This window comes from Pantoea sp. XY16 (assembly GCF_025153065.1).
In the GTDB taxonomy this organism is placed as follows: domain Bacteria; phylum Pseudomonadota; class Gammaproteobacteria; order Enterobacterales; family Enterobacteriaceae; genus Pantoea; species Pantoea alfalfae.
This window is the reverse complement of the sequence record NZ_JANZNP010000022.1, coordinates 1-25851: the sequence shown is the minus strand read 5'-3', so window position 1 is coordinate 25851 and position 25851 is coordinate 1. Positions and strand designations below refer to the sequence as shown.

The following is a 25851-nucleotide window of genomic DNA, read 5'->3' as shown; positions in this document are numbered from 1 at the left end:
ATGGACGAAGGTCTGCGCTTCGCAATCCGCGAAGGTGGCCGTACCGTTGGCGCGGGTGTTGTTGCTAAAGTTATCGCATAATTACCGATAACGTTTGACGCAATGCACACGGAAAGGGCATCATTTGATGCCCTTTTTGCACGCTGTTTCATAGAACCTGGCTCATCAGTGATTTTTTCGATCATAATCATTGCTGAGACAGGCTCTGTTATGCGGCGTTGGATACCGAGTTACGCCTCAAAAGCTCATTCGGTTTGGACGCCTCGCACTGCGGGGCAGAATAGTTTCTGAATTATTGTGGCAGGTTGGTTTATGAGTGCGAATACCGAAGCTCAAGGGAGCGGGCGTGGCCTGGAAGCGGTAAAGTGGGTAGGTGTTGTATTACTGCTGCTTGCAGCGATTGTAGGTAACTACCTCTATCGTGATGTGTCACTGCCACTGCGCGCGTTAGCCGTAGTTGTACTGATTGCAGCGGCTGGCGGCATTGCGCTTTTAACGACCAAAGGCAAAGCAACCGTGGCTTTTGCTCGTGAAGCAAGAACAGAAATGCGTAAGGTTATCTGGCCAACCCGCCAGGAAACGCTGCACACCACGTTAATCGTTGCCGCGGTTACTGCCGTGATGTCACTGATTTTGTGGGGGCTGGATGGTATTCTGGTCCGTCTGGTATCGTTTATCACTGGCCTGAGGTTCTGAGATGTCTGAAGCTCCAAAGAAACGCTGGTACGTCGTACAGGCGTTTTCCGGTTTTGAAGGCCGCGTAGCCCAATCGCTGCGCGAGCATATCAAATTGCACAACATGGAAGAGCTGTTTGGTGAAGTCATGGTCCCGACTGAAGAAGTCGTTGAAATCCGTGGTGGCCAGCGTCGTAAGAGTGAGCGCAAGTTTTTCCCGGGATACGTACTGGTTCAGATGGTGATGAATGACGCCAGCTGGCATTTAGTACGCAGCGTCCCGCGCGTGATGGGTTTCATCGGCGGTACCTCTGACCGTCCTGCACCTATCAGCGATAAAGAAGTTGATGCGATCATGAATCGTCTGCAGCAGGTCGGCGACAAGCCTCGTCCTAAAACGCTGTTTGAACCGGGTGAAATGGTTCGTGTTAATGACGGTCCGTTCGCTGACTTTAACGGTGTGGTTGAAGATGTGGATTACGAAAAGAGCCGCCTGACGGTATCCGTATCCATCTTTGGTCGTGCAACACCAGTTGAGCTCGACTTCGGTCAGGTGGAGAAAGGTTAACCTCTTTCCGCTCACAAATTAGCTGTTGCAGCAGGCGCGAAATTTAACTACAATTTCGCGCCTTTTGTTTTTATGCGCTGGCAACAGCGTATAAATCGTTATCACGGGGAGCCTTTACAGGCGCTATAACCCAATTGAGGAAATATCATGGCTAAGAAAGTCCAAGCCTACGTCAAGCTGCAGGTTGCAGCTGGTATGGCGAACCCAAGTCCACCGGTTGGTCCAGCTCTGGGTCAGCAGGGTGTTAACATCATGGAATTCTGTAAAGCGTTCAACGCTAAGACCGAATCTCTGGAAAAAGGTCTGCCGACTCCTGTTGTTATCACCGTATACAGCGACCGTTCTTTCACCTTCATTACCAAAACGCCTCCGGCTGCCGTACTGCTGAAAAAAGCAGCGGGCATCAAGTCAGGTTCTGGTAAGCCGAACAAAGATAAAGTCGGTAAAGTGACTCGTGCTCAGGTACGTGAAATCGCAGAAACCAAAGCTGCGGACATGACTGGTTCTGACGTTGAAGCGATGACTCGCTCAATCGAAGGTACTGCTCGTTCCATGGGCCTGGTAGTAGAGGACTAAGAAATGGCTAAGCTGACCAAGCGCATGACCGTAATTCGCGACAAAGTTGACGCGACCAAGCAGTATGACATTGCTGAAGCTGTTGCTCTGCTGAAAGAACTGGCAACTGCCAAGTTCGTTGAAAGCGTTGACGTTGCTGTCAACCTCGGCATCGATGCACGTAAATCTGATCAGAACGTTCGCGGCGCGACCGTTCTGCCACATGGTACTGGTCGTTCAGTACGTGTTGCTGTCTTCGCCCAGGGCGCTAACGCTGAAGCTGCTAAAGCAGCTGGCGCAGAGCTGGTAGGCATGGAAGACCTGGCTGATCAGATCAAGAAAGGCGAAATGAATTTTGACGTTGTTATTGCTTCTCCGGATGCAATGCGCGTTGTTGGCCAGCTGGGCCAGATTCTGGGTCCACGTGGCCTGATGCCAAACCCGAAAGTGGGTACTGTAACGCCTAACGTTGCTGAAGCGGTTAAGAACGCTAAAGCAGGTCAGGTTCGTTATCGTAACGACAAAAACGGCATCATCCACACTACCATCGGTAAAGTGGACTTTGACGCTGACAAACTGAAAGAAAACCTGGAATCTCTGCTGGTTGCGCTGAAAAAAGCTAAACCATCACAGGCTAAAGGCGTGTATATCAAGAAAGTCAGCCTTTCAACCACCATGGGCGCCGGCGTTGCCGTTGACCAGGCTGGTCTGAACGCAACAGCAAACTAATTGCTGCTTGAAACGGGCGAAAAATTCACCTAGAATCTTACGCCCGTTGTTCTGTTATTAGCAGAACAGGACACCAGAGAGCCAGAACCGACTGTTGCGTTTATCGCCATTCCCTCTGACTCTGCTGCGTCGCACAGAATTTAGGTTGGAGCCAGGCCTTATCCTGGCCTCCGTCCAAGACCGCAGGCGCTGTTTATCTCCGGGTATTCCGCTTAATCCCCTGCGTAGACGGTGACAGAACCAAAAGAATTTTTTCTTAGCTGGATTCTGCTCACCGTGTTCGAGCGCTTATTACCCCTCGGGGTGAGTAAGTGAAGTGAGTTCCGGGGAAATCCTTTCCCGGTCAAATCCAGGAGCAAAAGCTAATGGCATTAAATCTTCAAGACAAACAAGCGATTGTTGCTGAAGTCAGCGAAGTAGCCAAAGGTGCGCTTTCAGCGGTTGTTGCGGATTCCCGTGGCGTTACCGTTGATAAAATGACCGAACTGCGTAAAGCAGGCCGTGAAGCTGGCGTTTACATGCGTGTTGTTCGTAACACCCTGCTGCGCCGCGTCGTTGAAGGTACTCAGTTTGAGTGCCTGAAAGACACGTTTGTTGGTCCGACCCTGATTGCATATTCTATGGAACACCCGGGCGCTGCTGCTCGTCTGTTCAAAGATTTCGCGAAAGCGAATGCAAAATTTGAGGTCAAAGCTGCAGCCTTTGAAGGTGAGCTGATCACGGCGGCCAATATTGACCGTCTGGCAACGCTGCCGACCTACGAAGAAGCACTGGCACGTCTGATGTCGACCATGAAAGAAGCCGCTGCTGGCAAACTGGTCCGCACTCTGGCTGCTGTACGCGATGCAAAAGAAGCGGCTTAAGGCCTTATTCTTTTCTTCGTAACTGCTTACGTATAAACTTTTTCTGATTCTTAGGAACAATTGTCATGTCTATCACTAAAGACCAAATTCTGGAAGCTGTTGCAGCGATGTCCGTAATGGAAGTTGTTGAGCTGGTTTCTGCTATGGAAGAAAAATTCGGCGTTTCTGCTGCTGCTGCTGTAGCTGTTGCTGCGGGCCCGGCTGAAGCTGTTGAAGAAAAAACTGAATTCGACGTCGTACTGAAAGCTGTTGGCGCGAACAAAGTAGCAGTCATCAAAGCTGTACGTACTGCAACTGGTCTGGGCCTGAAAGAAGCCAAAGACCTGGTTGAAGCAACTGGCGTAATCAAAGAAGGCATCAGCAAAGATGACGCAGCTGCACTTGAAGCTGCTCTGAAAGAAGCTGGCGCTGAAGTTGAAGTTAAGTAAGACAGCCTTCGGGTTGCAGTCTGAGTAGTTTCAGGCTGATGGCTGGTGACTTTTTGGTCACCAGCCTTTTTGCGCTACAGGGTCTCAATGGGGTTTCACACTGTTTGTCCATTGTTGCTCTTCAATATCTTTCTCTATCGACGACTTAATATACCGCTTTCCTGTGCGGGTTCCCTGCCTTCTCAAAAGCGATGAAATGATTTAAGCGTGATAGAAAGAGGTATTGCACTGCTGCTGCGCAGCCAGTGAATCAAACAAAATCGTGTTGCATGAACTGTCCTGTCAGGACGGACAGCGTGGGTCGACTTGTCAGCTAGCTGAGGAACCCTATGGTTTACTCCTATACCGAGAAAAAACGTATTCGTAAGGATTTTGGTAAACGTCCGCAAGTACTGGACATACCTTATCTCCTTTCCATCCAGCTCGACTCGTTCCAGAAGTTTATCGAGCAAGATCCAGAAGGTCAGTACGGACTGGAAGCTGCATTCCGCTCTGTATTCCCTATTGCGAGCTACAGCGGCAACTCTGAGTTGCAGTATGTCAGCTACCGCCTGGGTGAACCTGTCTTTGACGTGAAAGAGTGTCAGATCCGTGGCGTGACCTATTCGGCACCGCTGCGCGTGAAACTGCGTCTGGTGATCTATGAGCGCGAAGCGCCAGAAGGCACCGTAAAAGACATTAAAGAACAAGAAGTCTACATGGGCGAAATCCCGCTCATGACCGACAACGGTACCTTTGTTATCAATGGTACCGAGCGCGTTATCGTTTCTCAGCTGCACCGTAGTCCCGGCGTGTTCTTTGATAGCGATAAGGGTAAAACCCACTCATCGGGTAAAGTGCTGTACAACGCACGTATCATCCCTTACCGCGGTTCATGGCTCGACTTTGAGTTTGACCCGAAAGATAACCTGTTTGTCCGTATTGACCGTCGTCGTAAGCTGCCGGCCACAATCATCCTGCGCGCGTTACAGTTCACTACACCTCAGATCCTCGATATTTTCTTCGAGAAAGTCGTGTTTGAAATCCGTGACAATAAGCTGCAGATGGAGCTGGTGCCTGAGCGCCTGCGCGGTGAAACCGCTACCTTCGATATTGAAGCGAACGGCACCGTCTACGTCGAAAAAGGTCGCCGCATTACTGCGCGCCATATTCGTCAGCTGGAAAAAGATGGCATTCAGCACATCGAAGTCCCGGTTGAATATATCGCGGGCAAAGTGGTCGCTAAAGATTACATCGATGAGAGCACCGGTGAGCTGATTGTTGCAGCGAACATGGAACTGTCGCTGGATCTGCTGGCTAAACTGAGCCAGTCCGGTCACAAGCGCATCGAAACGCTGTTCACCAACGATCTGGACCATGGTCCATATATGTCCGAGACCCTGCGTGTCGACCCAACCAGCGATCGCCTGAGCGCACTGGTTGAGATCTACCGCATGATGCGTCCTGGTGAGCCGCCAACACGCGAAGCTGCAGAGAACCTGTTTGAGAACCTGTTCTTCTCAGAAGATCGTTACGATCTTTCTGCGGTCGGTCGTATGAAGTTCAACCGCTCATTGCTGCGTGATGAAATCGAAGGTTCAGGCATCCTGAGCAAAGATGACATCATCGAAGTCATGAAGAAGCTGATCGACATCCGTAACGGTAAAGGCGAAGTGGACGATATCGACCACCTCGGTAACCGTCGTATTCGTTCAGTGGGTGAAATGGCTGAGAACCAGTTCCGTGTCGGTCTGGTACGTGTTGAGCGTGCGGTTAAAGAGCGTCTGTCTCTGGGCGACCTTGATACGCTGATGCCACAGGACATGATCAACGCGAAGCCGATTTCGGCTGCCGTGAAAGAGTTCTTTGGTTCAAGCCAGCTTTCTCAGTTTATGGATCAGAACAACCCGCTGTCAGAGATTACGCATAAACGTCGTATCTCTGCTCTCGGCCCGGGTGGTTTGACGCGTGAGCGTGCCGGTTTCGAAGTGCGTGACGTACACCCAACGCACTACGGTCGTGTCTGCCCAATCGAAACCCCTGAAGGTCCGAACATCGGTCTGATCAACTCCTTGTCTGTCTATGCACAGACCAATGAGTACGGTTTCCTTGAGACACCTTATCGCCGCGTTATTGACGGTCTGGTTTCTGACGAGATTCACTACCTCTCTGCTATCGAAGAGGGTAACTACGTTATCGCTCAGGCGAACGCCCCTCTGGATGACAACGGCGCATTTGTTGATGACCTGGTCACCTGCCGTAGCAAAGGCGAATCAAGTCTGTTCAGCCGCGATCAGGTTGACTACATGGACGTTTCCACCCAGCAGGTGGTTTCTGTCGGTGCATCCCTGATCCCGTTCCTGGAACACGATGACGCCAACCGCGCCCTGATGGGTGCGAACATGCAACGTCAGGCCGTTCCGACTCTGCGTGCTGATAAGCCGCTGGTTGGTACCGGTATGGAACGTGCTGTTGCCGTTGACTCCGGTGTAACAGCCGTGGCGAAACGTGGCGGTACCGTACAGTACGTTGACGCATCACGTATCGTTATCAAAGTTAACGAAGACGAAATGCATGCTGGCGAAGCCGGTATCGATATTTACAACCTGACCAAATATACCCGTTCTAACCAGAACACCTGCATCAACCAGATGCCATGTGTTTCTCTGGGTGAGCCGGTTGAGCGCGGCGACGTGCTGGCAGATGGCCCGTCCACCGATCTGGGTGAACTGGCACTGGGCCAGAACATGCGCGTAGCGTTCATGCCGTGGAACGGCTACAACTTCGAAGACTCCATCCTGGTCTCCGAGCGCGTGGTTCAGGAAGATCGCTTTACGACTATCCACATTCAGGAACTGGCTTGCGTGTCGCGTGACACCAAACTGGGGCCGGAAGAGATCACTGCTGATATCCCGAACGTGGGTGAAGCTGCACTCTCTAAACTGGATGAGTCAGGCATCGTCTACATCGGTGCTGAAGTGACCGGCGGCGACATTCTGGTTGGTAAGGTAACACCGAAAGGCGAAACCCAGCTGACGCCAGAAGAAAAACTGCTGCGCGCTATCTTCGGTGAGAAAGCCTCTGACGTGAAAGATTCGTCACTGCGCGTGCCGAATGGCGTGTCAGGTACCGTGATCGACGTTCAGGTCTTTACCCGCGATGGCGTGGAAAAAGACAAACGTGCGCTTGAAATCGAAGAGATGCAGCTGAAGCAGGCCAAAAAAGACCTGTCTGAAGAACTGCAGATTCTGGAAGCGGGCCTGTTCAGCCGTATCCAGAACGTACTGATTTCAGGTGGCGTTGAAGCAGACAAACTGGACAAGCTGCCGCGCGAGCGCTGGCTGGAACTGGGTCTGACTGACGAAGCCAAGCAAAACCAGCTGGAGCAGCTGGCAGAGCAGTACGACGAACTGAAGCACGAGTTTGAGAAAAAACTCGAAGGTAAGCGTCGTAAAATCACCCAGGGCGATGATCTGGCACCAGGCGTGCTGAAAATCGTTAAGGTTTATCTGGCTGTTAAGCGTCAGATTCAGCCGGGTGACAAAATGGCAGGCCGTCACGGTAACAAAGGTGTTATCTCCAAGATCAACCCGATCGAAGATATGCCTTACGATGAAAACGGTACGCCGGTTGACATCGTTCTGAACCCGCTGGGCGTACCATCGCGTATGAACATCGGTCAGATTCTGGAAACGCACCTGGGTATGGCAGCGAAAGGTATCGGCGAGAAAATTAACGCCATGCTGAAGAAGCAGGAAGAAGTCGCGAAGCTGCGCGAATTCATCCAGCGCGCCTATGACCTGGGTACCGATCTGCGTCAGCGAGTTGATCTGAACACCTTCTCCGATGACGAAGTACTGCGTCTGGCTGAGAACCTGAAGAAAGGTATGCCAATCGCCACGCCGGTGTTTGATGGTGCGAAAGAGAGCGAGATCAAAGAGCTGCTGCAGCTCGGCGGCCTGCCTTCTTCCGGTCAGATTACCCTGTTTGACGGCCGTACCGGTGAGCAGTTCGAACGTCAGGTAACCGTTGGCTACATGTACATGCTGAAACTTAACCACCTGGTTGATGACAAGATGCATGCACGTTCTACCGGTTCCTACAGCCTGGTTACTCAGCAGCCGCTGGGTGGTAAGGCGCAGTTCGGTGGTCAGCGCTTTGGTGAGATGGAAGTATGGGCACTGGAAGCATACGGTGCCGCGTATACCCTGCAGGAAATGCTTACCGTTAAGTCTGATGACGTCAACGGCCGTACCAAGATGTATAAAAACATCGTTGACGGTAACCATCAGATGGAACCGGGCATGCCGGAATCCTTCAACGTACTGTTGAAAGAGATTCGCTCGCTGGGTATCAACATCGAGCTGGAAGACGAGTAACCCCTTTTCATGCGGCTTACCGCCGCCTGAAAGCGCAGGGTTTAAAGCGCTCGCAATTGTACTGGTTACGGGGCGTTCAATTTCGGTTGGACGCCCCCTGAGTCTCACTCCGACGGGAGCTAATCCGTGAAAGACTTACTTAAGTTTCTGAAAGCGCAAACTAAGACCGAAGAGTTTGATGCCATCAAAATTGCGCTGGCTTCGCCAGACATGATCCGTTCCTGGTCTTTTGGTGAAGTGAAAAAGCCAGAAACCATTAACTACCGTACTTTTAAGCCAGAGCGCGATGGTCTGTTCTGTGCCCGTATCTTCGGGCCGGTAAAGGACTATGAGTGCCTGTGTGGCAAGTACAAGCGCCTCAAACACCGTGGTGTGATTTGTGAGAAGTGCGGCGTTGAAGTGACCCAGACTAAAGTACGCCGTGAGCGTATGGGCCACATCGAACTGGCGTCGCCGACTGCGCACATCTGGTTCCTGAAGTCACTGCCATCGCGTATCGGCTTACTGCTGGATATGCCACTGCGTGACATCGAGCGCGTGCTCTACTTTGAATCTTACGTGGTAATCGAAGGTGGCATGACCAACCTCGAGAAGCGTCAGATCCTGACTGAAGAGCAGTACCTTGACGCTCTGGAAGAGTTCGGTGACGAGTTCGACGCCAAAATGGGCGCCGAAGCAATCCAGGCCCTGTTGAAAAACATGGATCTGGAGCAGGAGTGCGAGCAGCTGCGTGAAGAGCTGAACGAAACTAACTCCGAAACCAAACGTAAAAAACTGACTAAGCGCATCAAGCTGCTGGAAGCGTTCGTCCAGTCTGGCAACAAGCCAGAGTGGATGATCCTGACCGTGCTGCCTGTTCTGCCACCGGACCTGCGTCCGCTGGTACCGCTGGATGGTGGTCGTTTCGCCACGTCGGATCTGAACGATCTGTATCGTCGCGTGATCAACCGTAACAACCGTCTGAAGCGCCTGCTGGATCTGGCTGCGCCAGATATCATCGTGCGCAACGAAAAGCGTATGTTGCAGGAAGCGGTCGATGCACTGCTGGACAACGGTCGTCGCGGTCGTGCGATCACCGGTTCCAACAAGCGTCCGCTGAAATCGCTGGCTGACATGATCAAAGGCAAGCAGGGTCGTTTCCGTCAGAACCTGCTGGGTAAACGTGTCGACTATTCTGGTCGTTCGGTTATCACCGTTGGTCCATACCTGCGTCTGCATCAGTGCGGTCTGCCGAAGAAAATGGCACTCGAACTGTTCAAACCGTTCATTTACGGCAAGCTGGAACTGCGTGGCCTGGCCACCACCATCAAAGCCGCGAAGAAAATGGTTGAGCGCGAAGAAGCCGTTGTCTGGGATATCCTCGACGAAGTGATCCGTGAGCACCCGGTTCTGCTGAACCGTGCGCCTACGCTGCACCGTCTGGGTATTCAGGCCTTTGAACCGGTTCTGATCGAAGGTAAAGCGATCCAGCTGCACCCGCTGGTTTGTGCGGCTTATAACGCCGACTTCGATGGTGACCAGATGGCTGTTCACGTACCGCTGACGCTGGAAGCCCAGTTGGAAGCCCGTGCGCTGATGATGTCGACCAACAACATCCTGTCACCTGCGAACGGCGAGCCAATCATCGTTCCTTCTCAGGACGTTGTACTGGGTCTGTATTACATGACCCGTGACTGTGTTAACGCCAAAGGCGAAGGCATGGTGCTGACTGGCCCGAAAGAAGCTGAGCGTATTTATCGCGCCGGCCTCGCCTCTCTGCATGCTCGCGTTAAGGTGCGTATCACCGAACACGAGAAGAATGAGCAGGATGAGTGGGTTGCTAAAACCAGCATCATCGATACTACGATTGGCCGTGCCATCCTGTGGATGATCGTGCCAAAAGGTCTGCCTTTCTCCATCGTTAACCAGGCGCTGGGCAAAAAAGCTATCTCCAAAATGCTTAACACCTGTTACCGCATTCTGGGCCTGAAGCCGACCGTTATCTTTGCTGACCAGACCATGTACACCGGTTTCGCTTACGCTGCCCGTTCAGGCGCGTCAGTCGGTATCGACGACATGGTTATTCCAGAGAAGAAAGTGGAAATCATCACCGAAGCGGAAGCAGAAGTGGCTGAGATCCAGGAGCAGTTCCAGTCTGGTCTGGTAACCGCAGGCGAACGTTATAACAAAGTCATCGATATCTGGGCCGCAGCCAACGAACGTGTTGCCAAGGCGATGATGGAAAACCTCTCTACCGAAGTCGTGATTAACCGCGACGGCGAAGAAGAGCGTCAGGTTTCCTTTAACAGCATCTTTATGATGGCTGACTCCGGTGCGCGTGGTTCTGCTGCACAGATTCGTCAGCTGGCCGGTATGCGTGGTCTGATGGCGAAGCCAGATGGCTCCATCATCGAAACACCAATCACGGCGAACTTCCGTGAAGGGTTGAACGTACTCCAGTACTTCATCTCAACCCACGGTGCACGTAAAGGCCTGGCGGATACCGCACTGAAAACAGCGAACTCCGGTTATCTGACGCGTCGTCTGGTTGACGTTGCCCAGGATCTGGTAGTTACCGAAGATGACTGTGGTACACACGAAGGCATCATGATGACGCCTGTCATTGAAGGTGGCGACGTTAAAGAGCCACTGCGTGAACGTGTACTGGGCCGTGTGACTGCTGAAGACGTTCTGAAGCCGGGTACTGCTGATATTCTGGTCCCACGCAACACGCTGCTCGATGAGCACTGGTGTGACGTGCTGGAACTGAACTCAGTCGACAGCCTTAAAGTCCGCTCGGTGGTAGGTTGTGAAACCGACTTTGGTGTGTGCGCGCATTGCTACGGTCGCGACCTGGCACGTGGTCACATCATCAACAAAGGTGAAGCGATCGGTGTTATCGCGGCACAGTCCATCGGTGAGCCAGGTACACAGCTGACGATGCGTACGTTCCACATCGGTGGTGCGGCATCACGTGCGGCTGCTGAATCCAGCATTCAGGTGAAGAACAAAGGTACCATCAAGCTGACCAACGCCAAGTCGGTAACGAACTCGGCAGGCAAGCTGGTGATCACCTCGCGTAACGTTGAACTGAAAATGATCGACGAATTTGGTCGTACCAAAGAGAGCTATAAAGTTCCTTACGGTTCTACCATGGCGAAAGGTGATGGTGAGCAGGTTGCAGCGGGCGAAACCGTCGCAAACTGGGATCCGCATACCATGCCAGTTATCACCGAAGTGGGCGGTTTCATTCGCTTCACGGATATGGTTGATGGCCAGACGATTACCCGTCAGACAGATGATTTAACCGGTCTGTCTTCACTGGTGGTTCTGGACAGTGCTGAACGTACTGCAGGCGGTAAAGATCTGCGTCCTGCGCTGAAAATTGTTGATGCCAACGGCAACGACGTTCTGATCCCGGGCACCGACATGCCGGCTCAGTACTTCCTGCCAGGTAAAGCGATTGTTCAGCTGGAAGATGGCGTTAAGATCAGTGCCGGTGACACGTTAGCGCGTGTTCCACAGGAATCTGGCGGTACCAAGGATATTACCGGTGGTCTGCCACGCGTTGCTGATCTGTTCGAAGCGCGTCGTCCGAAAGAGCCAGCTATTCTGGCGGAGATCAGCGGCATCATCTCCTTCGGTAAAGAGACCAAAGGTAAGCGTCGTCTGGTCATTACTCCGCTGGATGGCAGTGAGCCATACGAAGAGATGATTCCGAAATGGCGTCAGCTGAACGTGTTCGAAGGTGAACGTGTTGAGCGCGGTGACGTGGTTTCCGATGGCCCAGAGTCTCCACATGACATCCTGCGCTTGCGTGGCGTGCATGCGGTGACCCGTTACATCACTAACGAAGTGCAGGAAGTTTACCGTCTGCAGGGCGTTAAGATTAACGATAAGCACATCGAAGTCATCGTTCGTCAGATGCTGCGTAAAGCAACCATCGTGAGCGCAGGAAGTGCAGACTTCCTGGAAGGTGAGCAGGCTGAATTCTCTCGCATCAAGATCTCTAACCGTGATCTGGAAGCGAACGGAAAAGTCGGCGCAACCTTCATGCGTGACCTGCTGGGTATTACCAAAGCGTCACTGGCAACCGAATCGTTCATCTCTGCAGCCTCGTTCCAGGAGACCACACGTGTCCTGACCGAAGCAGCAGTAGCAGGCAAGCGCGATGAACTGCGCGGCCTGAAAGAGAACGTCATCGTGGGTCGTCTGATCCCAGCCGGTACCGGTTATGCGTACCATCAGGATCGTATGCGCCGCAAAGCGGCAGGTGAAGTTCCGGTTGCACCGCAGGTGACTGCGGATGAAGCCTCAGCCAGCCTGGCTGAACTGTTGAACGCCGGTCTCGGCGGCAACAAAGACGATTAATCGTCCTTTGCCTGATAAAAACCCTGCCTCGGCAGGGTTTTTTTTTGTCTCAGATTCAGCCATTCCAGTCACTGCGGCTGATACCAATATCTTTCAGCTGACTGTCGCTTAACTTCGACAGGATGAGGCGTGTCTCACGCCGCAGCTGCCAGCGTTTGTAACTGCGCCACAGATAACGAACCAGGTGGTAAGGCGTGCCTGTAAACGGTTTAGCTGCGCGATTCTCGTCATATCCCATGATAGTGCCCTCAGTGAAGTGTCTGAGGACCATTTTCAGTGGATCGCTCTGTATGATACAGACGCAAAAATCACTTTTATTTAACATACAGATTGCCGTCAGTATGATCTGAATGGTAAAAAAGAGTCGGAACTGTACTGGTTACTGCTCAGCCTCTGAGCCTGTGGAGATACAATGACCCGCTATGAACATCTGGCTACGCTGCTGGCTCAGCGTATCGAACAAGGCTTATATCGCAGCGGTGAGCGCCTGCCTTCAGTACGCAGTCTGAGTACGGAGCATGGCGTCAGTATCAGTACCGTGCAGCAGGCTTATCATCTGCTGGAAGAGAAGCAGATGATTACGCCGCAGTCGCGCTCCGGCTATTTTGTGGCGTCACGCAAAGCAACGCCGCCGATCCCGGCGCTGACCCGCCCCGCACAGCGGCCGGTTGAGGTGACACAGTGGGATGCGGTGCTGGAGCTGATTAACAGCCGTCTGGAAGATGATGTTTTGCAGCTGGGCAGCGGCATGCCCGATCTGACCCAGCCGACGCTTAAGCCACTGTGGAAAGCTTTCAGCCGCCAGGTGCAGAAGCAGGACATGGCGCTGCTGAATTATGACAGTCTATATGGTGTGCTCGCTTTGCGGCAACAGGTTGCACGGCTGGCGATAGACAGCGGCTGCCAGCTCACCGCCGATGACATTGTCATTACTACCGGCTGTCATGAAGCATTATCGGTCGCCGTACGTGCAGTCTGCGAGCCGGGGGATATCATTGCCGTTGAATCACCGTCGTTTCACGGCATTATGCAAACTCTGCGCGGCTTTGGCATTCGTGCCATCGAGATCCCAACCGATGCAGTCACCGGCATCAGTCTGGAAGCGCTGGAGCTGGCCTTTGATCAATGGCCGATTAAAGCGGTTGTTGTTGTGCCGAACTGCAATAATCCGCTGGGATTTATCATGTCTGAGCCGCGTAAGCGGGCTTTGCTGGTGCTGGCGCAGCGGTTTGACGCGGCAGTGATTGAAGATGATGTCTATGGTGAGTTAGCCTGGGAATATCCGCGTCCGCCTACCATCAAATCGCTGGATCTCGATGGCCGGGTGTTGCTGTGCAGCTCCTTTTCGAAAACGCTGGCGCCAGGTTTACGCGTTGGCTGGGTTGCACCAGGCCGCTATCGTGACCGCGTGCTGCACATGAAATATATTGTCACCGGCTCCACCGCCACACAGCCTCAGCATGCGGTCTCCGAGTTTATCCGTCAGGGCCATTATCAGCCTCATCTGCGCCGGATGCGGCAACTCTATCATCGTAACTATGAAACTTTTAGCTGCTGGGTACGCCACTACTTTCCCTGCGGCATCTGCGTTTCCCGTCCTCAGGGCGGTTTTCTGATGTGGATAGAACTTCCCGAAGCGTTTGATGCGGTTCGTCTTAACCGGGAACTGCGCGAGTCAAAAATTCAGATTGCTGTGGGTTCACTGTTTTCAGCGTCGGGGAAATACCGTAACTGTCTGCGCTTAAACTACGGGCTGCCGATCAACGAGCAGACTGAACAGGCGCTGGCGCGGGTGGGTGCGGCCGTCGAGCGCGCCATGCTCTCGTGCCAGCATGAGACCCAGGCTTCAGCCTCTACGCTCGCATAGCGAAGAGAAGAAGCAGGGCCGGCAAGAGGAGGGATCCGGCCCTGGTCAGATAACCTTAACCTGACGGATGCCACGTTAAAGTTTTGGATCACAGCACGCCAGCGGCAACATGCACCTTTACGCGGCACTTTCCCGGAATAATGCTGGCTTTACCGATTTTGCAGCCGCTATGCGCGACAGGTTCCATAAATGCTTAGTCGCCTGGTCCTGCCAGCGCCAGAAGGGTGCGCGTTGCGGCACGCCAGTCATCTGCCTGAGTAATCGCACTCACCACAGCAATGCTGCCTACGCCGGTGGCCAGCACCTCGGGTGCCCGCGCAATCGAGATACCACCAATCGCCACGGTGGGAATATGCGTCAGCCGTGTCAGATGCCGTTTCAGCTGCTCAATGCCCTGCGGCGAAGAAGGCATCTCTTTGGTCTGCGTCGGGAAAATATGCCCAAGTGCGATGTAAGAGGGCTGGATTGCCAGAGCGCGATCCAGTTCCGCATCGTCATGGGTGGAGAGCCCCAGACGCAATCCTGCCTGATGAATGCGAGCAAGATCGGCGACATCGAGATCCTCCTGACCCAGATGTACGCCATAAGCCTGATGTTTAATCGCCAGCTGCCAGTAGTCATTGATAAACAGGCGGGCGTCGTAGCGTTTACCTAACGCAATCGCCTGAGCAATGGCGGGTTCGGCGACCTCATCAGGCCGATCTTTGATGCGCAACTGCATCGTGCGAACGCCCGTTTCAAGCAGGCGTTCGATCCACTCGGGGCTATCAACCACCGGATAAAGTCCCAGGCGCGGGACGGTAGCGGGAAATGCGGGCATCGTTACTCCTCCTTAATGGCATCGGCGGGGTGATAGAGCTCACCGCCGCGGCTGCGGAAACGATCTGACACCTGCGCCATGCCCACTTCAACCGGCTCGGCACGGGCATCCTGGCGTGCCGCAAACTCGCGCACCTCCTGGGAAATTTTCATCGAGCAGAATTTAGGGCCGCACATTGAGCAGAAATGGGCCACCTTGCCTGACTCCTGCGGCAGGGTTTCATCATGCATTGCCCGCGCCGTATGGGGATCCAGCGCAAGGTTAAACTGATCTTCCCAGCGGAATTCAAAGCGTGCTTTAGACATGGCGTTATCACGGATCTGCGCTCCAGGGTGGCCTTTCGCCAGATCGGCAGCATGCGCCGCAATTTTGTAGGTGATCAACCCCTGCTTCACGTCCTCTTTGTTCGGCAGACCCAGATGCTCTTTGGGCGTGACGTAGCACAGCATGGCACAACCAAACCAGCCAATCATGGCGGCACCAATACCCGAGGTGAAATGGTCGTAGCCGGGCGCGATATCAGTGGTCAGCGGCCCAAGCGTGTAGAAGGGAGCTTCATTGCACAGATCGAGCTGTTCAGTCATATTACGGCGGATCATATGCATCGGCACATGTCCCGGACCTTCAATCATCACCTGAACGTCATACTCCCAGGCAATACGCGTCAGTTCGCCCAGGGTACGCAGTTCGGCAAACTGCGCCTCATCGTTGGCATCCTGAATGGAACCCGGACGCAGACCATCGCCCAGCGACAGGGAGACATCGTAAGCGGCGCAGATTTCACAAATCTCGCGGAAGTGCTCATACAGGAAGCTCTCCTGATGGTGGGACAGGCACCATTTCGCCATGATCGAGCCACCCCGCGAGACAATTCCCGTGAGGCGTTTCGCCGTCATCGGGACATAACGCAGCAGTACGCCCGCGTGAATAGTGAAGTAATCGACGCCCTGTTCCGCCTGCTCCAGCAGCGTGTCCCGGAATATTTCCCAGTTCAGCGCCTCGGCCACGCCATTCACTTTTTCCAGCGCCTGATAGATCGGCACGGTCCCGATGGGCACCGGGCTGTTTCGCAAAATCCATTCTCGCGTTTCATGAATATAGCGACCGGTAGAGAGATCCATCACCGTGTCGGCACCCCAGCGGGTCGACCACACCAGCTTTTCTACTTCTTCCTCGATAGAAGAGGTGACTGCCGAGTTACCGATGTTGGCATTGACCTTGACGAGGAAGTTACGGCCAATGATCATCGGCTCCGATTCAGGATGATTGATATTGGCAGGGATAATGGCGCGTCCGTCAGCGACCTCCTGACGGACAAACTCGGGTGTGATATCGGCGGGCAGATGCGCGCCAAAACTGTGCCCCGGATGCTGTTGCAGCAGCACCTCACTGCGGATTCGCTCACGGCCCATGTTTTCCCGCAGGGCGATGAACTCCATCTCCGGGGTAATCATGCCCTGACGGGCATAGTGCAGTTGCGTGACACGGCGGCCTGCACGGGCGCGGCGCGGTGTTGGCAGGTGATCGAAGCGCAGATGATCCAGCCCCTCGTCAGCCAGTCGCTGCTGGGTATAGCCCGAGCTGTTCTGCTCAAGAAGCTCACTGTCGTCGCGTTCAGCAATCCAGCGTGCGCGCAGCTTTTCCAGACCGCGATGCACATCAATCTGTGCCGCGGGATCGCCATACGCACCTGCCGTATCATAGACCGGCACCGCTTCATTTTGCTCATAGAGAGGCTGTTCTTTGCTGCCGCCGATATGGGTCGGGCTTAGGGTGATTTCACGCATCGGCACGCGAATATCTTCCCGGCCACCGGTAATCCAGACGCGACGGGACTGAGGAAAAGCACTGCCGCTTTGCAGGGAATCGATAAATTCCTGCGCCTGGGTACGCTGTTCACGACGGGACATTTTTGGGTCAGACATAGCAATCTTCCTGTTAAGGGGGAACGATGCTTGTCCGGAGTTCGGAAGGAGTAACCGTATAGACAGCACAGGCATGCTGGCATACAGAGAAGTTTTACTCTTGTTCCCTACGCAGGTTCTAACCTGGTCAGGTTCCGCGGATCCCGAATTAACGGTCTCAGCCCAACTGGGCACTCCGACAAGAAGCGGTTTTTTCGCGGGTGTCTGATAACAGACTCGGGCGTAAAAACCTCACATTTCAAAGCTAAAATAAAAAAGGTTCTTTGGAGAGCGCTCCTCAGAACCTGTTCAGCATAAAAGGGCTACAGGATAATCTCAAGCCCTTTGCCATTGTTAACCACTAAGCCGGACGCGCGATTTGGCTGTCATTCGCCACTGGTGGCGTAGCAAGCTGGTTATCCCAGGCCAGCTGAATCAGCTTATCTTCCAGCGTAAAGCGTGATTCCAGCACTTCACCCACTTCGGAGAGAGCCTGCTGGAAGGTCATGCAGTTTTCATCGTCAATGGCCTGCTGCAGGTGACCGTCATACAGCTGCATCAGACGCTCAGTGTTTGCCTCCAGCGGAGGATAGATCTGCGCGGCGGCGATCATCGGGCTGTCGCCACTCATTTCACTGATCACGCGCTCATAGATACTGAAGTGACCGGCAGAAAGATAGTCGACCAGGCCGTGACAGAAGTTGTCGAGTGCCTGCTCATCAAGACGCGTCAGCGCCTCTTTTTTAGGTTTAAGACCGACCAGGTGATAATAGGTCACCAGTAGCTGGCGACGCGCTTCAAGCCACGAATCGACCAGTTCATTACTGCCACCTACGCGTTCAGCCAGGACGTCTAACTGGTTAAGCATATCTAACTCCATGTGAGTTATAGTTGTTTATCTACACACTTAACATCAGGGCTTCAGCGTGCGAGTTGACGCTAAGGATGACGAAATAAATGCAATGCGAAATCTCAAGCGTAGACGCTGGATGGTGGATTGTCAGCCATGAACAAAAACTTTGGTTGCCACAAGGTGATTTACCCCACGGAAACGCCGAAAAATTCGGTTTAACTGGCAGTAAGGCCCGGACCATTGGTGAATGGCAGGGCGAAAAAGTCTGGCTGATTTGTGAGCCGCGTTCCTCCGATATGTTCTCCGTGCGACAGCTGATCGATCAGGATGTGGCGCTGTTTCAGCTGGTGGGTCGCGGTGTACAGCTGGCGGAGTTCTACCGCTCTCATCGCTGGTGCGGCTACTGCGGACATGAGATGCACCACAGCAAACATGAATTTGCCTGTCTCTGCAGTCATTGCCGTGAGCGTTACTATCCGCAGATCGCGCCCTGCATCATTGTGGCTATCCGTCGCGGCGATGAAATCCTGCTGGCGAATCATGCCCGCCATCGCAACAAGGTCTACACCGTGCTGGCCGGTTTTGTGGAGGTCGGCGAGACGCTGGAGCAGGCCGTTGCCCGGGAAGTGATGGAAGAGAGCAATATCCGCGTCAAAAACGTCCGTTACGTGACCTCCCAGCCGTGGCCCTTCCCGCAATCGCTGATGACGGCGTTCATGGCGGAGTATGACAGCGGCGATCTGCAACATGACGGTAAAGAGCTGCTGGATGCCGCCTGGTTCCGTTTTGATGCGCTGCCTTTGCTGCCACCGCCAGGCACGGTAGCGCGCCGCCTGATTGAAGATACCGTCGCCCTGTGCCGCGCCGAAGCGTGAAAGTGCTACACTACACGCCTGTTATTGAGAGAGTGTTGAGATGAGTGAACTGAAGAACGATCGTTATTTGCGTGCCCTGTTACGTCAGCCGGTTGATGTCACGCCGGTATGGATGATGCGACAAGCCGGGCGCTATTTGCCGGAGTACAAAGCGACACGCGCCCAGGCGGGTGATTTCATGTCGCTGTGTAAAAACGCCGAGCTGGCCTGTGAAGTGACCCTGCAGCCGCTGCGCCGTTATCCGCTGGATGCCGCCATCCTCTTCAGTGACATCCTGACCATTCCGGATGCGATGGGACTGGGTCTCTACTTTGAAACCGGCGAAGGCCCGCGTTTCTCTAATCCTGTGACCTGCCGCGCTGACGTTGAGCGTTTGCCGGTGCCCGATCCTGAAATGGAGCTGGGCTATGTGATGAATGCGGTCCGCACCATCCGTAAAAACCTGAATGGCGATCTGCCGCTGATTGGCTTCTCAGGCAGTCCGTGGACGCTGGCCACCTACATGGTGGAAGGCGGCAGCAGTAAGGCCTTTACTAAAATTAAGAAGATGATGTATGCCGATCCGGCGACGCTGCACGCGATGCTGGATAAGCTGGCCGACAGCGTCATCCTCTATCTCAACGCTCAGATCCGCGCCGGAGCGCAGTCCGTCATGGTCTTTGATACCTGGGGCGGCGTGCTGACCGGTCGTGACTATCGCGAATTCTCCCTGCACTACATGCACAAGATTGTCGATGGCCTGCTGCGTGAAAACGACGGCCGCCGCGTGCCGGTGACGCTCTTTACCAAAGGCGGCGGACAGTGGCTGGAAGCGATGGCTGCCACCGGTTGTGATGCGCTGGGTCTCGACTGGACCACCGATATTGATGATGCACGCCGCCGCGTAGGCGACAAAGTTGCGCTGCAGGGCAACATGGATCCCTCTATGCTCTATGCGGCACCTGAACGTATCGAGCAGGAGGTGGCCGGTATTCTGGAGCGTTTTGGCTCAGGCACTGGTCATGTCTTTAATCTGGGGCATGGCATTCATCAGGACGTTCCGCCCGAAAATGCCGGTGTCTTTGTTGATGCTGTGCATCGTTTATCGCGTCCCTGGCATCAGGAGTAATTATGGACATTGCCGCACTTCGCGCTGAGCAGTTACAACGCGCCGCTGACGTGGTGCGTGAAGATGACTTTGACGTTCTGCCGCCCCGCTTTATTGGCGGGGCAGACGTTGGGTTTGAGCAGGACGGCACCGTCACGCGGGCGGCGATGGTGATACTGGAATATCCCTCGTTAAAACTGGTGGAGCATCGCATCGCGCGCGTTGAGACCACCATGCCCTATATTCCGGGCTTTCTCTCCTTCCGTGAATATCCGGCGCTGATGGCTGCCTGGCAGATGCTGGAGCAAAAGCCTGATCTGTTGTTTGTGGATGGACACGGTATTTCGCATCCAAGACGGCTGGGCGTCGCATCGCATTTTGGCCTGCTGGTCGATGTGCCCACTATTGGTGTTGCGAAAAGTCGTCTCTGCGGGCGTTTTGACGATCTGGATGCGCAGCCTGGCAGCCGTCAGCCGCTGATCGACAAAGGTGAGCAGATAGGCTGGGTATGGCGCAGCAAGCTGCGTTGTAATCCGCTGTTTGTCGCCACCGGTCATCGTGTCAGCCTGGATACGGCGCTGCAGTGGGTCGAAAACTGTACGCGCGGTTACCGGTTGCCGGAACCTACCCGCTGGGCCGATGCGGTTGCCTCTAACCGAACCGCTTTCCAGCGCTGGCAAAACGCGCTTTAACACTGTTTGTGTTGCGGTTTTGCAGTTACACTGCGGCCAGAGAAACGAATAAGAGCCACCTTTATGTTACAGAACCCCGTTCATCTGCGTCTGGCGAAGCTGGAAAGCTGGCAGCACCTGACTTTTATGGCCTGCCTGTGCGAACGCATGTATCCCAACTATCGCGCATTCTGCGAGCAGACTGAATTTGCCGATCCGGCACTCTATCGCCGGATTCTTGATCTGATCTGGGAAAACCTGACGGTCAAAGATGCGAAGATTAACTTCGACAGCCAGCTGGAAAAACTCGAAGCCGCCATTCCTGATGGCGATGCATTTGAGGTTTACGGCGTTTATCCGGCTATCGATGCCTGTGTGGCATTAAGCGAAGTCGTTCATGCGCAGCTGAGCGGCGAAACGCTTGAGCATGCTATTGAAGTCAGCGAGACCTCAATTACCACCGTCGCTATGCTGGAGATGACCCAGGCTGGACGCGAAATGACCGATGAAGAGCTGCGTGAAAACCCGGCTATCATCGATGAGTGGGACCTCCAGTGGGAGATTTTCCGTCTGCTGGCGGAATGTGAAGAGCGCGACCTTGAATTGATTAAAGGTCTGCGATCTGACCTGCGTGAAGCGGGAATTAGTAACATCGGTATAAATTTCCAGCAGTAAGGCGATAAAACGTGACTTCAGGCCCGAATTAGCGCGCCTGAAGGCTTCACATTGGCCCCCTGTCTGGTCTACATTTGGGGGGCTGAAAATTGTGGCTATCGGTGCGTGCAGGCAGAAGAGTGCCAGAATATGGCTTTTCCCTCGCACTCGTTGCTTAGCAAGCGATAAATACACTTTAAGGATAACTTATGAACAAGACTCAACTGATTGATGTGATCGCAGAAAAAGCTGACCTGTCTAAAACCCAGGCAAAGGCAGCGCTGGAATCGACTCTGGCTGCGATCACTGAGTCTCTGAAAGATGGTGATGCTGTACAACTGGTTGGTTTTGGTACTTTTAAAGTGAACCACCGCGCTGAGCGTACCGGTCGTAACCCGCAGACTGGCAAAGAGATTAAAATCGCTGCAGCAAACGTACCGGCATTCGTGTCTGGTAAAGCGCTGAAAGACGCCGTTAAGTAAGACGTCGCACTGCGGTTAAGCTTTAAAACAGGGGGCGTTTCGCCCCTTTTGTTTTTAAGAGGCCAGCCATCATGATTCCGCTGTTACCGCGTTTATCTGTTCTGTTTCTCTCTCTGTTTCTTTTCGGCTGCAGCTCGACTCCGGATATACCTCCCTTTTCTGCCAGTGGCTATCTTGCCGATCGTGGTGTTGTTCGTATCTGGCGCAAAAATAGCGACCATCAGTCAGTTCATATCCGCACCCTCTATACGCCGTTCAGTGGCGGTGAAGGTGAAGTGACTGACTATGTCTGGCTGGAAGAGTCATTGATCAGCATTCAGCGCCAGGTGAAGGGCAAACAACCTGACGATGTAACCCTGCGCTTCGACCAGGCGGGTGGTCTCAACTTTATGCAGCGCCAGCTTGCAGGCCGGCGTGAAGCGGTCAGCCCGGATGCGGTTGAACTCTATAAGTTTGATGCCGAGCGCATGCGTAACCTCAGCGATGCGCTGTTAAGCGGTCAGGTGTTCCTGAAACAGGGACACTGGCTGGGAAACAATGTGCTGGAGAATTGTGAAGGCCAGCAGGTCAGACCCGCTTTTGATGCTGACGAGGTGCAGATGCTGACACAGCAGCAGCGTAGCGCATCGGCACCGCTGATGGTGTCATGGCTTGAAGCACCTGAAGGAATTCAGTTGTTGCGGGTCAGTCAGAAGGATGACTGCTCACAGCAGCCGACAGAAGACGATATGTGAAGTGAAAAGGGGGCACCAGGTGCCCCCTTCGCTTATTCGCGGTTAATAGCGCGGTAGCCGATATCGCGGCGACAGAAACTGCCCTGCCATGAAATTGGCTTTGTCAGCTCGTAAGCCCGCTTTTGTGCCGCAGCGACATCGTCACCCAGCGCAGTGACGCACAGCACACGGCCACCGTTCGTCAGTACCCGATCCTCTTCCAGACGTGTTCCGGCGTGGAATACCTTGCCGTCGGCAACCTCTTCCAGTGGCAGCCCATGAATCTGATCGCCCTGAGCGTAATTACCCGGATAACCGCCTGCCGCCAGTACCACACCCAGCGCAGGACGGGGATCCCATTGTGACTTTTTCTGATCCAGCTTACCGTCACAGGCAGCCAGGCAAAGATCGACCAGATCCGACTGAAGGCGCAGCATGATCGGCTGCGTTTCCGGATCGCCGAAGCGGCAGTTAAATTCGATTACTTTCGGCTGCCCGGTGTGGTCGATCATCAGACCGGCATAGAGGAAACCGGTGTAGACGTTGCCTTCTGCGGCCATGCCACGCACGGTTGGCCAGATAACCTGATCCATCACGCGCTGGTGGATCTCATCGGTGACAACCGGAGCCGGCGAGTAGGCCCCCATACCACCGGTGTTCGGACCAGTGTCGCCATCGCCGACGCGTTTGTGATCCTGGCTGGTGGCCATCGGCAGTACATGCTCGCCGTCTACCATCACGATGAAGCTGGCTTCTTCGCCATCCAGAAACTCTTCAATCACAATGCGGTGTCCGGCATCGCCAAACGCGTTACCGGCCAGCATATCCTGAACCGCATCCTCAGCTTCCTGCAGCGTCATTGCGACAATCACGCCTTTACCTGCGGCCAGGCCGTCGGCTTTAATAACGATGGGCGCACCTTTCTCACGCAAATATGCGAGAGCAGGCTCAACGTCGGTAAAGTTCTGATACGCCGCGCTGGGGATCTGGTGACGTGCCAGAAAATCTTTGGTGAAGGCTTTAGAGCCTTCCAGCTGTGCCGCGGCCTGCGTCGGACCAAAGATAGCCAGCCCTGCCTTACGGAAGGCATCCACGACGCCAATCACCAGCGGCGCTTCCGGCCCGACAATCGTCAGATCGATCTTTTCACGCTGGGCAAATTCAAGCAGGGCAGGGACATCTGTCGCACTGATCGCGACGTTCTGCAGCGCAGGCTCTAATGCGGTGCCCGCATTACCTGGCGCGACAAATACGGTTTCCGCCAGTGGCGACTGGGCCGCTTTCCAGGCCAGAGCATGTTCACGTCCGCCATTGCCGATTACTAAAATTTTCATCTGTTACTCTCCAGAACGATTAATGGCGGAAGTGGCGCATGTCGGTGAAGATCATCGCAATGTCATGCTCATCGGCTGCCGCAATCACTTCTTCATCGCGGATGGAGCCACCTGGCTGGATAACGCAGCTCACGCCTGCCGCGGCGGCGGCATCAATACCATCGCGGAACGGGAAGAAGGCATCTGACGCCATGGCTGAGCCTTTCACTTCCAGACCTTCATCGGCTGCTTTAATACCCGCAATTTTAGCGGAGTAGACGCGGCTCATCTGACCCGCGCCAATGCCGATAGTCATGTTGTCGCGTGCATACACAATGGCATTGGACTTAACGAACTTCGCGACTTTCCAGCAGAACAGCGCATCACGCAGCTCCTGTTCTGTTGGCTGGCGCTTGCTGACTACACGCAGCTGGCTGGCGTCCACCATGCCGAGATCACGATCCTGGACCAGCAGGCCGCCATTGACGCGTTTAAAATCCAGCGCGGCAGTGCGGTTTTGCCACTGGCCGCAGATCAGGACACGAACATTCTGTTTCGCAGCGGTAATTTTTAGCGCGGCTTCGGAAACGGCAGGCGCGATGATCACCTCAACAAACTGGCGGCTGATAATCGCCTGTGCCGTCGCTTCATCCAGCTCGCGGTTAAAGGCAATGATGCCGCCGAACGCGGAGGTCGGGTCGGTCTGGTAAGCACGCTCATAGGCTGCCAGCAGATTGTCACCGGTCGCGACACCACAGGGGTTAGCATGCTTAACAATGACGCAGGCGGGTTCACTGAACTCTTTAACGCATTCCAGTGCCGCATCCGTGTCAGCAATATTGTTATAGGAGAGCGCTTTGCCCTGAACCTGCTGCGCGGTCGCTACTGACGCTTCAGTAATGTTCTCTTCTATATAGAAGGCAGCATCCTGATGGCTGTTCTCGCCGTAACGCATATCCTGCTTCTTAATGAAGTTCAGATTCAGGGTACGCGGGAAACGGCCAGCGGGCTGATTGCGTTCACCGTGATAGGCCGGCACCAGGGTACCGAAGTAGTTAGCGATCATGCTGTCATAGGCGGCGGTATGTTCGAAGGCTTTGATGGCCAGATCGAAACGGGTCTCAAGCGTCAGCGCGTTCTCATGCGCATCCATTTCAGCAATGATGGCGTCGTAGTCACCGCTGCTGACCACAATGGCGACATCTTTATGGTTCTTGGCAGCAGAGCGCACCATGGTCGGGCCACCGATGTCGATGTTTTCCACCGCCTCTTCCAGTGAACATCCTTCACGGGCGACCGTCTGTGCAAAGGGATAGAGGTTAACGACCACCATGTCGATTGGGCTGATGTCGTGCTGCGCCATGATGGCATCATCCTGGCCGCGACGACCCAGAATGCCGCCATGCACTTTCGGATGCAGGGTTTTGACGCGTCCATCCATCATTTCCGGGAAACCGGTGTAGTCAGAGACTTCAGTAACAGCCAGACCCGCATCCGCCAGAAGGCGAGCGGTTCCACCTGTGGAGAGCAGTTCGACACCGCGACTTGAGAGCGACTGAGCAAATTCGAGGATACCGGCTTTGTCAGAGACACTGAGCAATGCGCGGCGTACAGGACGAGGTTGTTGCATGGTGGTTTATCCCTTGGCTTTGTTTCGCGTATATAAGAGCGTTACGTCAGGCTTTACAGCGGTTTTCTCTTCTATATAAGAAGAAAAGATCAAAAACCTCAGGTAACGCCCCGAAAAGGGGTGTCCGGAATATTGCCCGGCATTGTAGCGAAAACGTTTGCGTGATGCTCGCCTAAATTCATTCAGCCTGCTCTGTGTGGATAACATTGTGCGTAACTGCGTATAACAGCGGCTTTTGCTGTGGAATGCAGCGAACGCTCTTTTTTATGCAATTTATGGGTTGCGACTCTCCGGCAACTCCCTATAATGCGCATCCATCAACACGGCACACCGGAAACGGGAAACGGGTTGAAGGCACAGGAGACTGCGCCGCCGGAGAAAAACTTCTGAGAAAGAGGTTGACTCTGCAGGAGGAAAGCGTAATATACGCCACCTCGCGACAGGACGCTAACGCAC

21 protein-coding genes, 1 pseudogene and 1 riboswitch are annotated in these 25851 nt (G+C 54.1%); of the genes and pseudogenes, 16 read left to right on the top strand and 6 right to left on the bottom strand.

Going from position 1 to position 25851, the window contains the following annotated elements; genetic code table 11:
• From N1689_RS21995 to rpoC, 9 genes and pseudogenes are all read left to right on the top strand, one after another.
• Window positions 1–81: pseudogene (locus tag N1689_RS21995) on the top strand (elongation factor Tu); the annotation flags it as partial.
• A 231-nt stretch (window positions 82–312) separates the two neighbouring features.
• Window positions 313–696 carry a preprotein translocase subunit SecE gene (secE, locus tag N1689_RS21990; protein WP_013359731.1) on the top strand — a complete coding sequence of 128 codons (384 nt, stop codon included), beginning with the start codon at window positions 313–315 and terminating at the stop codon, window positions 694–696.
• 1 nt (window position 697) lies between these two features.
• Window positions 698–1243, top strand: a complete 546-nt coding sequence (gene nusG / locus N1689_RS21985; protein WP_013359732.1) for a transcription termination/antitermination protein NusG — start codon at window positions 698–700, stop codon at window positions 1241–1243.
• Window positions 1244–1390: 147 nt separating this feature from the next.
• A complete protein-coding gene (rplK, locus tag N1689_RS21980) occupies window positions 1391–1819 on the top strand; it encodes a 50S ribosomal protein L11 (protein ID WP_006121495.1) in 429 nt (142 codons plus the stop codon).
• Window positions 1820–1822: 3 nt separating this feature from the next.
• Window positions 1823–2527: a 50S ribosomal protein L1 gene (gene rplA, locus N1689_RS21975; RefSeq protein ID WP_010261038.1), complete on the top strand. Its 705-nt coding sequence runs from the start codon at window positions 1823–1825 to the stop codon at window positions 2525–2527.
• A gap of 365 nt (window positions 2528–2892) precedes the next feature.
• Window positions 2893–3390 carry a 50S ribosomal protein L10 gene (gene rplJ, locus N1689_RS21970; RefSeq protein ID WP_003848098.1) on the top strand — a complete coding sequence of 166 codons (498 nt, stop codon included), beginning with the start codon at window positions 2893–2895 and terminating at the stop codon, window positions 3388–3390.
• A 65-nt stretch (window positions 3391–3455) separates the two neighbouring features.
• Window positions 3456–3818, top strand: coding sequence for a 50S ribosomal protein L7/L12 (rplL, locus tag N1689_RS21965; RefSeq protein ID WP_009092660.1), 363 nt, complete (start codon window positions 3456–3458; stop codon window positions 3816–3818).
• A 329-nt stretch (window positions 3819–4147) separates the two neighbouring features.
• On the top strand, window positions 4148–8176 hold the full coding sequence (rpoB, locus tag N1689_RS21960; RefSeq protein ID WP_013359733.1) for a DNA-directed RNA polymerase subunit beta: 4029 nt from the start codon (window positions 4148–4150) through the stop codon (window positions 8174–8176).
• Window positions 8177–8302: 126 nt separating this feature from the next.
• Window positions 8303–12526 (top strand): DNA-directed RNA polymerase subunit beta', encoded by a 4224-nt coding sequence (gene rpoC / locus N1689_RS21955; protein ID WP_013359734.1) that lies wholly within the window; start codon window positions 8303–8305, stop codon window positions 12524–12526.
• Between the two features lie 55 nt (window positions 12527–12581).
• On the opposite strand, the gene N1689_RS21950 is transcribed toward rpoC, so the two are convergent.
• Window positions 12582–12764: a DUF1127 domain-containing protein gene (locus N1689_RS21950; protein WP_033734941.1), complete on the bottom strand. Its 183-nt coding sequence runs from the start codon at window positions 12762–12764 to the stop codon at window positions 12582–12584.
• Between the two features lie 174 nt (window positions 12765–12938).
• On the opposite strand from N1689_RS21950, the gene N1689_RS21945 reads away from it, so the two are divergent.
• Window positions 12939–14393: a PLP-dependent aminotransferase family protein gene (locus tag N1689_RS21945; RefSeq protein WP_222924735.1), complete on the top strand. Its 1455-nt coding sequence runs from the start codon at window positions 12939–12941 to the stop codon at window positions 14391–14393.
• Window positions 14394–14586: 193 nt separating this feature from the next.
• Here N1689_RS21945 and thiE read toward each other — a convergent pair whose 3' ends face one another.
• The 3 genes from thiE to rsd form a co-directional block, all read right to left on the bottom strand.
• Entirely contained in the window at window positions 14587–15213 is a 627-nt protein-coding gene (thiE, locus tag N1689_RS21940) for a thiamine phosphate synthase (protein WP_161736283.1), read from the bottom strand.
• A 2-nt stretch (window positions 15214–15215) separates the two neighbouring features.
• Window positions 15216–17138: a phosphomethylpyrimidine synthase ThiC gene (gene thiC / locus N1689_RS21935; protein WP_311202153.1), complete on the bottom strand. Its 1923-nt coding sequence runs from the start codon at window positions 17136–17138 to the stop codon at window positions 15216–15218.
• Window positions 17139–17225: 87 nt separating this feature from the next.
• A riboswitch (TPP riboswitch) is annotated at window positions 17226–17326 on the bottom strand.
• Between the two features lie 152 nt (window positions 17327–17478).
• The gene (gene rsd / locus N1689_RS21930; RefSeq protein WP_161736285.1) at window positions 17479–17985 is read right to left on the bottom strand and encodes a sigma D regulator; all 507 of its coding nucleotides are present in this window, start codon (window positions 17983–17985) and stop codon (window positions 17479–17481) included.
• An 89-nt stretch (window positions 17986–18074) separates the two neighbouring features.
• On the opposite strand from rsd, the gene nudC reads away from it, so the two are divergent.
• The 6 genes from nudC to N1689_RS21900 all read left to right on the top strand — a co-directional run bounded on the left by nudC (window position 18075) and on the right by N1689_RS21900 (window position 22473).
• Entirely contained in the window at window positions 18075–18845 is a 771-nt protein-coding gene (gene nudC / locus N1689_RS21925; RefSeq protein WP_161736286.1) for an NAD(+) diphosphatase, read from the top strand.
• A gap of 40 nt (window positions 18846–18885) precedes the next feature.
• A complete protein-coding gene (gene hemE, locus N1689_RS21920; RefSeq protein WP_013359742.1) occupies window positions 18886–19953 on the top strand; it encodes a uroporphyrinogen decarboxylase in 1068 nt (355 codons plus the stop codon).
• 2 nt (window positions 19954–19955) lie between these two features.
• Entirely contained in the window at window positions 19956–20624 is a 669-nt protein-coding gene (nfi, locus tag N1689_RS21915; protein ID WP_161736287.1) for a deoxyribonuclease V, read from the top strand.
• Between the two features lie 63 nt (window positions 20625–20687).
• A complete protein-coding gene (locus N1689_RS21910; RefSeq protein WP_013359744.1) occupies window positions 20688–21278 on the top strand; it encodes a YjaG family protein in 591 nt (196 codons plus the stop codon).
• A gap of 188 nt (window positions 21279–21466) precedes the next feature.
• The gene (hupA, locus tag N1689_RS21905) at window positions 21467–21739 is read left to right on the top strand and encodes a nucleoid-associated protein HU-alpha (protein ID WP_003850136.1); all 273 of its coding nucleotides are present in this window, start codon (window positions 21467–21469) and stop codon (window positions 21737–21739) included.
• 71 nt (window positions 21740–21810) lie between these two features.
• Window positions 21811–22473: a DUF1481 domain-containing protein gene (locus tag N1689_RS21900; RefSeq protein ID WP_161736288.1), complete on the top strand. Its 663-nt coding sequence runs from the start codon at window positions 21811–21813 to the stop codon at window positions 22471–22473.
• Window positions 22474–22505: 32 nt separating this feature from the next.
• On the opposite strand, the gene purD is transcribed toward N1689_RS21900, so the two are convergent.
• Complete coding sequence (gene purD / locus N1689_RS21895; RefSeq protein ID WP_260060214.1) at window positions 22506–23786, bottom strand: phosphoribosylamine--glycine ligase; 1281 nt, start codon at window positions 23784–23786, stop codon at window positions 22506–22508.
• 19 nt (window positions 23787–23805) lie between these two features.
• Window positions 23806–25395, bottom strand: a complete 1590-nt coding sequence (gene purH / locus N1689_RS21890; protein WP_222924733.1) for a bifunctional phosphoribosylaminoimidazolecarboxamide formyltransferase/IMP cyclohydrolase — start codon at window positions 25393–25395, stop codon at window positions 23806–23808.
• Between the last annotated feature and the right edge of the window lie 456 nt (window positions 25396–25851).

Coding starts and splice junctions, on each gene's coding strand:
- rsd (WP_161736285.1), bottom strand. CDS start 17,985: ATGCTTAACCAGTTAGACGTCCTGGCTGAACGCGTAGGTGGCAGTAAT.
- hupA (WP_003850136.1), top strand. CDS start 21,467: ATGAACAAGACTCAACTGATTGATGTGATCGCAGAAAAAGCTGACCTG.
- N1689_RS21900 (WP_161736288.1), top strand. CDS start 21,811: ATGATTCCGCTGTTACCGCGTTTATCTGTTCTGTTTCTCTCTCTGTTT.
- rpoB (WP_013359733.1), top strand. CDS start 4,148: ATGGTTTACTCCTATACCGAGAAAAAACGTATTCGTAAGGATTTTGGT.
- rplL (WP_009092660.1), top strand. CDS start 3,456: ATGTCTATCACTAAAGACCAAATTCTGGAAGCTGTTGCAGCGATGTCC.
- thiC (WP_311202153.1), bottom strand. CDS start 17,138: ATGTCTGACCCAAAAATGTCCCGTCGTGAACAGCGTACCCAGGCGCAG.
- purD (WP_260060214.1), bottom strand. CDS start 23,786: ATGAAAATTTTAGTAATCGGCAATGGCGGACGTGAACATGCTCTGGCC.
- rplK (WP_006121495.1), top strand. CDS start 1,391: ATGGCTAAGAAAGTCCAAGCCTACGTCAAGCTGCAGGTTGCAGCTGGT.
- hemE (WP_013359742.1), top strand. CDS start 18,886: ATGAGTGAACTGAAGAACGATCGTTATTTGCGTGCCCTGTTACGTCAG.
- nusG (WP_013359732.1), top strand. CDS start 698: ATGTCTGAAGCTCCAAAGAAACGCTGGTACGTCGTACAGGCGTTTTCC.
- rplA (WP_010261038.1), top strand. CDS start 1,823: ATGGCTAAGCTGACCAAGCGCATGACCGTAATTCGCGACAAAGTTGAC.
- nudC (WP_161736286.1), top strand. CDS start 18,075: ATGCAATGCGAAATCTCAAGCGTAGACGCTGGATGGTGGATTGTCAGC.
- N1689_RS21945 (WP_222924735.1), top strand. CDS start 12,939: ATGACCCGCTATGAACATCTGGCTACGCTGCTGGCTCAGCGTATCGAA.
- thiE (WP_161736283.1), bottom strand. CDS start 15,213: ATGCCCGCATTTCCCGCTACCGTCCCGCGCCTGGGACTTTATCCGGTG.
- secE (WP_013359731.1), top strand. CDS start 313: ATGAGTGCGAATACCGAAGCTCAAGGGAGCGGGCGTGGCCTGGAAGCG.
- N1689_RS21910 (WP_013359744.1), top strand. CDS start 20,688: ATGTTACAGAACCCCGTTCATCTGCGTCTGGCGAAGCTGGAAAGCTGG.
- N1689_RS21950 (WP_033734941.1), bottom strand. CDS start 12,764: ATGGGATATGACGAGAATCGCGCAGCTAAACCGTTTACAGGCACGCCT.
- nfi (WP_161736287.1), top strand. CDS start 19,956: ATGGACATTGCCGCACTTCGCGCTGAGCAGTTACAACGCGCCGCTGAC.
- purH (WP_222924733.1), bottom strand. CDS start 25,395: ATGCAACAACCTCGTCCTGTACGCCGCGCATTGCTCAGTGTCTCTGAC.
- rplJ (WP_003848098.1), top strand. CDS start 2,893: ATGGCATTAAATCTTCAAGACAAACAAGCGATTGTTGCTGAAGTCAGC.